Origin of the sequence: Aliivibrio sp. A6 (assembly GCF_028765505.1) — a bacterium.
GTDB lineage: Bacteria > Pseudomonadota > Gammaproteobacteria > Enterobacterales > Vibrionaceae > Aliivibrio > Aliivibrio finisterrensis_A.
Genome location: NZ_JARACR010000025.1, coordinates 50630 through 61965, shown reverse-complemented (window position 1 = coordinate 61965; position 11336 = coordinate 50630). Strand labels below are relative to the sequence as shown.

7 protein-coding genes are annotated in these 11336 nt (G+C 40.1%); 1 reads left to right on the top strand and 6 read right to left on the bottom strand.

What is annotated here, in order from left to right; translation table 11 throughout:
• Positions 1–193 precede the first annotated feature (193 nt).
• The 4 genes from pgi to PVK70_RS14375 all read right to left on the bottom strand — a co-directional run bounded on the left by pgi (position 194) and on the right by PVK70_RS14375 (position 5810).
• Positions 194–1846 (bottom strand): glucose-6-phosphate isomerase, encoded by a 1653-nt coding sequence (gene pgi / locus PVK70_RS14390; RefSeq protein WP_130048671.1) that lies wholly within the window; start codon positions 1844–1846, stop codon positions 194–196.
• Positions 1847–2083: 237 nt separating this feature from the next.
• Positions 2084–3310: a BamA/TamA family outer membrane protein gene (locus tag PVK70_RS14385; RefSeq protein ID WP_130048670.1), complete on the bottom strand. Its 1227-nt coding sequence runs from the start codon at positions 3308–3310 to the stop codon at positions 2084–2086.
• A 10-nt stretch (positions 3311–3320) separates the two neighbouring features.
• Positions 3321–4403 (bottom strand): alanine racemase, encoded by a 1083-nt coding sequence (gene alr / locus PVK70_RS14380; protein WP_130045922.1) that lies wholly within the window; start codon positions 4401–4403, stop codon positions 3321–3323.
• Positions 4404–4412: 9 nt separating this feature from the next.
• Positions 4413–5810 carry a replicative DNA helicase gene (locus PVK70_RS14375; protein ID WP_130045921.1) on the bottom strand — a complete coding sequence of 466 codons (1398 nt, stop codon included), beginning with the start codon at positions 5808–5810 and terminating at the stop codon, positions 4413–4415.
• A gap of 231 nt (positions 5811–6041) precedes the next feature.
• Between PVK70_RS14375 and PVK70_RS14370 the strand changes: the two genes are divergently transcribed.
• Positions 6042–6758: a DUF481 domain-containing protein gene (locus tag PVK70_RS14370; protein WP_242504803.1), complete on the top strand. Its 717-nt coding sequence runs from the start codon at positions 6042–6044 to the stop codon at positions 6756–6758.
• A gap of 11 nt (positions 6759–6769) precedes the next feature.
• On the opposite strand, the gene PVK70_RS14365 is transcribed toward PVK70_RS14370, so the two are convergent.
• Together PVK70_RS14365 and PVK70_RS14360 are read right to left on the bottom strand one after the other, a co-directional pair.
• Positions 6770–9874 (bottom strand): efflux RND transporter permease subunit, encoded by a 3105-nt coding sequence (locus PVK70_RS14365; protein WP_130048669.1) that lies wholly within the window; start codon positions 9872–9874, stop codon positions 6770–6772.
• Positions 9871–11190 (bottom strand): efflux RND transporter periplasmic adaptor subunit, encoded by a 1320-nt coding sequence (locus tag PVK70_RS14360; protein WP_130048668.1) that lies wholly within the window; start codon positions 11188–11190, stop codon positions 9871–9873. Before PVK70_RS14360 ends, PVK70_RS14365 begins: the two co-directional genes overlap by 4 nt.
• Positions 11191–11336: the final 146 nt, after the last annotated feature.

Genomic DNA, 11336 nt, shown 5'->3' with positions numbered 1-11336 from the left:
GAACGCTGCGCTTCTATAAGAGCAAAAGCAAGAACTAAAGGATTCAGGATTCAGGATTCAGGATTCAGGAAATGATAGAGGTTGATATTTAGGTATCAGCCTTTTTTATTGTCTGTAATATAGATAAATAATAAATACAAAAAGAGCCGACCAAAGTCAGCTCTTTTAATTAATAAATTTTATAACTTAACAACTAAGCTTTGTATGCTTTAAATGCGTTAATTAATCCGTTAGTTGAACTGTCGTGAGACGTTACGGCTTTATCATCTGCTAACTCAGGAAGAATTTGGTTAGCCAGTTGCTTACCAAGTTCTACGCCCCATTGGTCAAAGCTGAAGATATTCCAAATCACACCTTGTACGAAGATTTTGTGCTCGTACATTGCAATCAAGTTACCTAGAGTTTTAGGCGTTACTTGCTTAACAAGAATTGAGTTTGTTGGGCGATTGCCTTCAAACACCTTAAATGCCACTAACTCTGCCATTTCTGCTTCAGTTTTACCTGCTGCTGCAAATTCTGCACGAACAGTCTCTTCTGTTTTACCAAAAGCCAATGCTTCTGTTTGAGCAAAGAAGTTAGACATCAGCTTCTGATGATGATCACCCACTTGGTTGTGGCTGATTGCAGGCGCAATAAAATCACAAGGGATTAATTTTGTACCTTGGTGAATCAATTGGTAGAACGCGTGTTGACCATTTGTACCTGGTTCACCCCAAATGATTGGACCCGTTTGATAATCAACAGGGTTACCGTTACGGTCTACACATTTACCATTTGATTCCATGTTGCCTTGTTGGAAGTACGCAGCAAAACGATGTAGATATTGATCGTATGGAAGAATTGATTCTGACTCAGCACCGTGGAAGTTGTTATACCATAGGCCGATCAGTGCCAAGATAACTGGTACGTTATTTTTCAGATCCGTATTAGCGAAATGGTTATCCACTTCATGAGCACCTTCAAGAAGCTCAACAAAGTTATCAAAACCAACCGCTAGTGCAATTGAAAGACCGATTGCTGACCATAGTGAATAACGACCACCAACCCAATCCCAGAATTCAAACATGTTGTCAGTATCAATACCAAACTCAGAAACAGACTGTGCATTTGTTGATAGTGCAGCAAAGTGCTTAGCAACATGTGCTTGATCACCAGCTTCAGCAAGGAACCAATCACGAGCACTGTGTGCATTTGTCATTGTTTCTTGTGTTGTGAATGTTTTAGATGCGATTAAGAATAACGTAGTTTCAGGGTTTAATGGCTTCAATGTTTCAACGATATGTGTGCCATCAACGTTTGAAACAAAGTGCATGTTTAAACGAGTCTTGTATGGTGCTAACGCTTCAGAAACCATGTAAGGGCCAAGATCTGAACCGCCGATACCGATGTTTACGATATCCGTAATTTCTTTACCAGTGTAACCTTTCCACTCACCAGAAATTAGACGCTCTGTGAAGCCTTTCATTTTTTCTAATACTGCATTTACTGCAGGCATTACATCTTCACCATCAACCATAATTGGCGTGTTGCTACGGTTACGAAGTGCAATATGTAAAACTGAACGGTCTTCTGTTTTGTTGATCTTCTCACCGTTAAACATCGCTTTCATTGCTGAAGACAACTCTGTTTGCTCTGCTAATGCGAACAATTTTTCCATTGTTTCTTCGGTAACTAAGTTTTTAGAGAAATCCACTAGAATGTCTTGGCCAAACGTCGTTGAAAATTTATCAAAACGTTGTGCATCTGCAGCGAATAATTCAGATAGGCTAAAATCTTGTGCTGTTTCAAAGTGTGCAGTTAAGTCTGCCCAAGCTTGAGTTTCTGTTGGGTTGATGTTTTTTAACATGGTAAAAATATCCCGTGTAATATACTTAATGGTTCAAAAAAAATTAATGAACGCCCCGTTTATACGAATCTAAAATTTGATGCTCGGTATTATTTAGTGAGCTTTATATTTAGGTATTATGACCAAAACTACGCTCACCCTTTTTGAGTTAGGTCACATTAAAACTTCTAGTAGTAAACATTATCTCTATCAAAACTACTGAACACTAGTGTTGAGATCATTTTTCTTACTAAAATATTAAAATGGTTGGTTGATCATCACTCTAAATAAACCTTCTTCACTGCCTTTTGACATCTCAGTTCGAACAACAATACCTTCAACTTGAAAGCGTATTGCTCCGCCTGCACTCCACTTCATGTCTTCATGCAGTGTTGAAAGTGAGAATTCATCTGCTACTCGACCTGCATCAACAAAAATAACCCATTGCCACCAAGGTACATCATAAAGATTAAAGATAGGCCAATCTTCTAGCGGTTGCCAATCAGGCATCACTCGATATTCTGCTGAGTAATGAATAGCTGAACGACCATGGAAGCGCCCACTACTGTAGCTCCTTAATCGATATAACCCACCAAGCTTTATGCCTGCATATTCTGGAGGTTGATGATGACTACCATCTTGCCAACTTGGCGTATCAGCAAGATAAACATCCAATGCCAATACTTGCTTATTAATAATCTCACCGAGATTACCTAGATCAAAAAAGGCACTTTGTTGGAACTCCCATGTCCACCACTCTTCTTGTTCACCGGTTTGTGGTGAATAAGTAAAATCCAATTCAGTACGAGAACCATGGGTGGTATTTCTTACGCTATTTCGATTGTCCCAGTCAAAATTAACTTTCATTCCCCAATTAGAGTCTGGCTCATTCCAATTTGCAACATCCGCTAATTTTCGAGAGTAATAAAAAGGGCTAAACTCAATACTCGATACACCACTTTCTAATGGGTTAAATCCTTTTATTTTTCTTTCAGGAAGATAGGCCGCTCTCGCTCCAATCGTTTTTGCATTACCAATAGGTAAAATGTAATTAGCCGTTAAATGGTATTGTGCTTCGATGCTGTCGGTAAACACTTCGTCATTCACATTGGAGTTATTACTACCGGCAGAGCCTAGGTGATAATCCATCTCTTTGAAATTAGCATTATACGCATTAGCCCCGACTAACCATGAATGACCGACTTGAAAATTATTTGCAGACAAGTACGTCATATAAGAGCCTTTACTTGAATAAAGCCCCGCTGCAAATAATGTCGCTTGAGGTTGGCCGACTCCTTTCATTACCGCGGCGGCGCCTATGGTAGTCCCTAAGCTTTCAGACGAAAATAGGAAAGGAACCGCTGAAGTTTCTGGTAATGATGTTGGCCAAATATCTTCTTTAGCAAACGCATCACTCAAAAAAGAAAAAGGCATAATAAGAAAAAGCGCTAAACCAGTAGCGCTTTTGAATGGAAATGAATTCAAAGTAATCTCATTAAATATATTGCATCTGTACTCGTGATGTTAGTTTAGTCACTAACTCATAAGCAATGGTTCCTATGTGCTCTGCAACTTCTTCTGCAGGGAGATCTCGTCCCCACAAAATAGCTTCATCACCCACTTTATCTTGAGCATCAGGGCCAAGATCAACAGTAAGCATATCCATAGATACTCGGCCAGCAATCGAGACTTTTCGCCCATTAACTAAAACAGGTGTACCGTTAGGTGCTGCAATAGGGTAACCATCACCATAGCCAATCGCAATAACCCCAATTTTGGTATCACGTTCGCTGGTCCACATTGCTCCATAGCCAACACTTTCACCTGCTTTTACATCACGAACTGCGATTAAATGAGAGGTAAGGGTCATGGTAGGCAAATAACCTAGCTTTTGTGCTGACTGATTCGCAAATGGTGAAACGCCATACATAATAATACCAGGTCTAACCCAATCTAATTGGCTATCAGGCCATGCTAATAACCCTGCGGATGCCGCCAGAGATCGCTCACCTTGGCAACCATCAGTTAATGACATAAAAGTATCTATTTGCTTATTGGTTGTCGGATTATCTAACTCATCAGCACAACCAAAATGACTCATGTAACGCAGTGGCTTCGCGACATTTTTACATGCGTGCAAACGATCTACGTATTCTTGATACTCTTCAGGGCGAATGCCTAAACGATGCATTCCTGAATCCACTTTTAACCAAACAACAACTGGGCCTTCAAGTTCAGCGCCTTCTAGTGCTTCTAATTGCTCTTTACAATGTACAGCTGTCTGAATGTTATTTGTGACCAAAATAGGTAAATCACAAGCAGAATAAAAACCTTCAAGTAACAATACTTGCTTAACGATACCACCAGCACGAAGTTGCAATGCTTCTTCTATACGAGCTACGCCAAACGCATCAGCACCTTGCGCCCCTTTTGCTATATTCAGTAGCCCATGGCCATAACCATTTGCTTTAACAACAGCAAGAAGCTTACTGTTCGGCGCTTGTTGTTTAATTTTTTGCAAATTATGCGCTAACGCTGACATATCAACTTGGGCAGCCGCCGCTTTCATGTAGCTCATATTATTGCCTTATTCATCATCAAACGCAGGGCCTGCGTAGTTATCAAAACGTGAGAATTGCCCTTGGAATGTAAGACTTACCGAGCCGATTGGACCATTACGTTGTTTACCCAAAATAATTTCTGCGATGCCTTTACGATTACTCTCAGGGTTATAAACCTCATCACGGTAAATAAACATGATTAAATCGGCATCTTGCTCGATCGCTCCCGATTCACGAAGATCCGAGTTAATTGGGCGCTTATCGGCACGTTGCTCTAGGGAACGGTTCAACTGAGATAGAGCGACAACAGGAACGTTCAATTCTTTGGCTAATGCTTTTAATGAACGTGAAATTTCAGAGATTTCTAACGTACGGTTATCTTGTAAACCTGGAACTCGCATTAACTGAAGATAATCGACCATAATCATACTTAACCCACCCGCTTCACGTGCAACACGACGCGCACGAGAACGAAGCTCGGTTGGTGTTAAGCCTGAGCTATCATCGATGTACATGTTTTTCTTTTGAGTCAAAATGCCCATGGTAGACGAAATGCGCGCCCAATCTTCATCGTCTAATTGACCGGTACGGATTTTGGTTTGGTCAACACGAGAAAGTGACGCTAACATACGCATCATCAGCTGTTCTGCTGGCATCTCTAGTGAGAAAATAAGGACGGGTTTGTCTTGGTCCATTGCGGCGTTTTCACACAAGTTCATCGCAAAGGTGGTTTTACCCATCGATGGACGAGCAGCAACAATGATTAAATCAGAACCTTGTAAGCCAGCGGTTTTCTTATTGAGATCAGTAAACCCCGTCGATACCCCTGTCACACCATCCTGCGGGCTTTGATATAAGATCTCGATACGCTCTAAGGTTCTCTCTAAAATTGAATCGACATTTTGAGGGCCTTCATTTTCAGTAGTACGCTCTTCTGCGATGGCAAAGACTTTACTCTCTGCCATGTCGAGTAAATCTTCTGATGTTCGGCCTTGTGGATCATAACCTGCATCTGCAATTTCATTTGCAACACCAATAAGGTTACGTACCATTGCACGCTCACGCACGATATCTGCATAAGCATTAATGTTTGCAGCACTTGGGGTATTTTTAGCTAAATCCGCCAGATACGCAAAACCGCCAACAGAATCTAATTTCTCATGACGTTCAAGGTGCTCAGATAAGGTAATTAAATCCAAAGGCATACTATTTTCTAGGATGGATTTAACTGACTCAAAGATAAGTCGATGCGGTCGGCTATAAAAATCTCCTGCCACCACTTTTTCTGCAACGGTATCCCAACGCTCATTATCAAGTAACAAACCACCAAGGACAGATTGCTCTGCCTCCAATGAATGCGGCGGTACTTTTAACGCGTCTACTTGTGCGTCTGGTTTGCGGTTTTGATTTCGATTATCAGCCATTACTACTTTTCACCATCCTAAATTTAGCTCTACATTATAACCAAAAGAAACATGGATGAAATAACAATCCTTCTCTAGCAACCTTACCATTCGCAAAATAAAGATTTTGACTCAAATTTAACTATTTGAATCAAGAAAACACCTATACTATCTGACCTCTTTTATTCTTTTTGAGATTGATGCGTGTTAAAAAAAGTGTTTCTAACTGGGCTTATTACTATAAGTGCATCAGTGCATGCTAGTGAGCTCGATACTGAAGACACGGATACGTCGCCCCCATCACCGTGGGAAAGCCAAGTAGAGTTTGGTTACCAATCAAATACTGGTAACAGCGACTCTCAATCACTCAATAGTCGATTTGAGGGCAGCTACACATCTGGACAGCACCGTCATACTGGTGAAATAAAATATTACTTATCAGAAAAAGACGGTGAAGCCGATAAAGATCAACTAAGCATTAATTTGCAAAGTGACTATAAGATCAGTCCTGATTACTACTTATATGCCAACTTTAAAGGGCTAAACACAAAATACAGCGCCTACTTTAACGACTATACTTTTTCTGGTGGTTTGGGTTATCAGATCAGTAATACAGAGAAATTATTATTAGAATTAGAAGTGGGTCCCGGTTTTCGTTACCAAAACCCCAACTTAGATGAAATTGATGATGATGATTTAATTTTGCCTGAAACCGTCCAAGAACCTATTGTTCGTACCAACGTTAATATGTCTTGGAAAGCGCTCGATAACTTAACCTTAGCGGGTGAAGTCACTATTACCGCAGGTCATAGTAATACTCGTGTCGATTCTGAAGTCAGCGTTACGAATAACATTACTGAAGAAATCGCCCTAAAAATTGCACAATCACAAGAGTATCTTGATCGTGTTCCCCCTGGGCTAAGTCAAACCGACTCTGTTTTTTCAATTAACTTATTGTTTTCATTTTAGACTCTTCCAGTTTAATGAAGCTCTTCATGTTTCTTCACTAAACCGAAGTCAGCTAAAATGGCGTAAGCCGCTGGGATCATAAACAACACCAATAAGGTTGAAGTAAAGATACCAAAGACAATCGATACGACTAATGGTTGAATAACTTGCGCCTGCAAACTGGTTTCTAATAACAAGGGTAATAACCCTGCAGCCGTCGTAATTGAGGTTAAAAATACCGCCCTAAAACGCTCACGACTTGCTTTAATTACTGACTCATAAACGGAGTCACCATCATCAACATGGTGGCGTATGTACTGCACCAATAAAATCGAATCATTAACCACAATGCCCGCTAAAGAAACAAACCCCATAATACTTGGCATACTCAATGGATGACCTAATAAAACGTGTCCCCATAACACGCCAATCAGCGCTAATGGTATCGCTAGCATCACCACAAACGGTTCTAAGTAGCTTCTAAATTGGAAGCTGAGAATAACAAATACCCCAAACAGCCCGAGCATAAATCCAGTGCCAATGGATTGTCCTGTTTCGGCCGAATCTTTCGCCTCCCCTTCAAAATCAAAACGCAGTCCTGGGTATTTCTTTTTCAATTCTGGTGCGAGATCTTTTTTAAATTGATTCAGTATTTCTGTTGAGCTCACCTGAGATGCGTGAACATCACCAAAGACACTTAAGGTTCTTAACCCATTAATTCTTTGTATTCGCACATAATTTCTTTGAAAATCTAATGTTGCGATAGAGGCTAAAGGTATTTGGTCTCCCGTAGGCAAAATGATTGGGAAGTTCTCTAAAGTATGTAAATCACCTGCTTGTTGTTTATTTAAACGCACTTCAATTTCAATGTTTTCAACACCTAATTGAATTTCATCTGCCGTTTGTCCAAAGTAAGCAGCACGTAATTGATTAGCAATCAGTTGACCCGTCACACCAAAAGCTTCAGCACCTGGGCGAAGTTTTATTAATACTTCTTCTTTCCCCATTCTCATGTCATCAAGCACGCCATAAACGCCTGCAAAATCATTCAAATAGGCTTGAACTTCTAATGATGCTGACTTCAGTGTGTGTAAATCATCATCCATCATACGAATTTCAATCGCCCTTCCACCCGGTCCCATGGTTGGCTGCTTAAAAACCATAATTATTGGCTCCGCTAAATCTCCGACTTCTTTACGCCATGCATCAATAAAATCATCAATGAGTGTGTTTCGTTTTTCAGCCCCTAATAAATCTAAACGAATTGTTGCTAAATGCGGGCCAGATTCATTAGCGTCGGCATTAGTATTAAACTGCTCGGTAATATGCTCAACTAATGGTGTGCCACCTTCCTTTTCTTCACTCCATTGTTTATTCAATTTATTCGCTGCATTAACAATCTTATCTACGACTAATTCAGTTTGAGATAATGAAGATCCAGGGGGCAAAATAATACGAGCTTCGGCGATATCTCCATCTAACTCAGGAAAACCAACAAACTTTAACGCGCCATCAGATATCAAAGAAAAAGAAACCAATAAACTTGCGATAACCGCACCTAAAAACGCATAGCGCCACTCCACAACTTTCGTTACCGCATTCACCAAGGTGGTATTTCTAAATTGCTCAAAACGGTCCAATACTTTCTTTTTAAACCCAGTAATCGGTTTATCGTTTTTTGCTCTGTGTAATGAATGGCTTAAATGATTAGGTAAAATTAAAAATGCTTCAATAAGACTCAAGGAGAGCACTAAGATCAGAACCTGTGGAATAACCTTGAGTACCGCCCCCATCTCTCCTTGCAAAAACATCAAGCTACCAAAAATACAGACCGTCGTTAAAAAAGAAGATAAAACACCGGGAAAGACTTTTTTAACCCCGTTATAGACCGCATCATCAATCTCTTGTCCTCTATCTAGATGAGAAGCGATGGATTCTGCAATCACAATCGCATCATCCATCATGATCCCGATGGCCATTAATAAGGCAACAAGAGACATGATATTAATAGAGAGCCCTAAGCTTGCCATTAAGAACAGCCCACCTAAAAAAGCCACGGGCAAACCAGCAGCAACCCAGAAAGAATAGCGGAAAGTAAAAAACAGCCACATAGTTAAGAAAACCAGAATGATCCCCTGCCATCCGTTTTTTACCATCATGGTCAAACGATCCCAAAGCAGTGATGAGAGATCATTCGTCATCTCTAACGTCACACCATCGGGTGCGACTGATTGCTGATATTCAACAAATGCAGAAACACGATCTTTGATTCGCAGAGCATCGTCAGCTTTATTTTTACTGATCTTAAGTACCGCTGATGGCTTACCATCAAACAGTACTTTCTGTTCATCAAGTTCAAAACGATCCGTGATAGTGGCAATGTCTCCTAAGCGAAGTAATGCGCCATTCTCTGATGCCCCTATTACCGTTTTTGCTAATTCCTCAGGTGTGGTTTTTCTCTCATCAAAACGAATTAAAAAGTTCTTTTCTGGCGTTTCGATATTACCGCTAGGCAATTTAATGTTCTGTTGAGCTAATTGATTGGCAATATCACTGACATTCAATCCCAATTGACGAATGGCACTCTCATCCAGTTCCACTCGATATTGATGATCCGAAAAACCACTCACTTCAACGAGTGAAACATCATAATCAAGCTTTAGACTTTGCTTTAATTTCTCTGCGTATGCTTTTAATTCTGGCCATGTCGTATCAGCAGTAATCGCCACATCCACCACAGGTTCATTCCAATCAAGTTCTTGAACAACTGGGGATTCAATCTCTTTTGGAAAGTCATTAATTGAGTCAATTTGAGTTTGTACATCCACCAACATTCGCCCGATATCGGCTTTTTCATTCAACTTAATAATCAGTCGAGCTGAGCCTTCTATCGCTTCACATTTGGTTTCTTCAATATTACCTAAACCATCAACCGCATCTTCCATACGAATACAAATGCTCTCTTCCACCTCTTGCGGAGAAGCCCCTGGGTACACAACGCCAGCTAAAATATAAGGAGGACTAAATTCAGGAAATGTCTCTCGTTTTAATTGAGATAAAGAAACCAAACCAAGCAGCAATAAAGTAAGCATTAATAAGTTAGCTGCGGTTGGATGACGAGCAAAGAACTTGATCATTGAGCAGGCTCCTCATCATTATTTGATTTAGCCAAACGCAATTGCATGCCATTAATCGCAGGAAGCAGATCATTTAAGATCAAACGATCATTACTCTTAATATCTCCAGTCACGACAACTTGGTTATTGCGTCGATAAACAATCTCAATCGGAAGGATAGTTAATTTGTTATCTTGCCCTAATAAATAGATCTTATCGCCATGCAACGCACTTTCAGGGATCACCCATTGTGCTGACGCCTCACCTTCGATCCTCGCTTTCACAAACATCCCATTCACTAATGGTGGTAATGAGTTGGGTTGAAAAGCACGGTAGTTTTGATCTATTTCTAAAATGACGCCAATCGTCGCTTGATTTGGATCGACAGTTTCACTAATACGAGCGACTTTCGCTTCCCATTTAGCATCAAAGCGACCACTGCTTAATTCCACATTCGCCGTTAATGGTAATGAATCAATATTTGGCATGCCCTGTTCACTTACCTCAAAGGCTTTCACACTTTGAGCTAATGTTTGCATGTCATGAATAGAGATTTGCGCTTCCATCTCCATGGTTTGAATTCCATGCGCAATAAACATGGTTTGCTGTAGATTAACCACTTGCTCTGCTTCAATATCCACTTCAGAAATACGCACATCCGCTGGCAATATAATCGAAGTTTTTTCTAAAGAGCGTTGCGCTTCTTCTAATTTGGCTTGGTTTACCTTAACCATTGCCGCGGCCACTTTTCTTTCATCAGGCAATAATAAGATCTGATTTTGAATATCTTGAACCACTTTTTGTTGTGCCAAATAAGACTGATTCTGCTGGTCTAAATCCGATTGAGATGTCAGGCCTTTTTTCTGAAGATTAACCTTACGGCTTAGCTCTTTCTTACTGATCGAAAGTCGATTCTTTTCTATTTTTAATGTGTTTCGAATGTTTTTTTCTTCTAAATCCACTTTTGCTAATTGAGTTTGGCTCGATCCTAAGTCTGCTTCTGCTTGAGCGAGTTTCAACTCATAATCGAGTGGGTCTATTCGTAATACTTCAGTACCGGCTAATAAGATATTTCCTTTGTGTAATTCAGGGTGGCGATACACCACTTTACCGGATACTTCAGCAATGGCTTTCCATTCAAACTTAGGTCTAATTTTCCCGTAACCTATGGCTTGAGGGGCAATGGATTTAGGTTCTAACATTTGGATATTGACAACTTTTGAACGGTCTTCAAGTGGTTTAGTTTCAGCATCTGGACGCAATTTCGTGATGGTAATAAGAATAATCACACCAACCGCAACAACTGGAAAAAAGAGGAATTTTTTATTTATTTTCATTATGTGCATCTCTTCTGTTTACTTAACGTCACGCCAGATAAAAGCTAGATAGTTATTAATTGTACTATTAAGAATTAAAAATACGCTCACCTTTGTATAAAAACGCATCATAGCAATCGTTTTTCTTCTCTTTTTTAACATTTAAT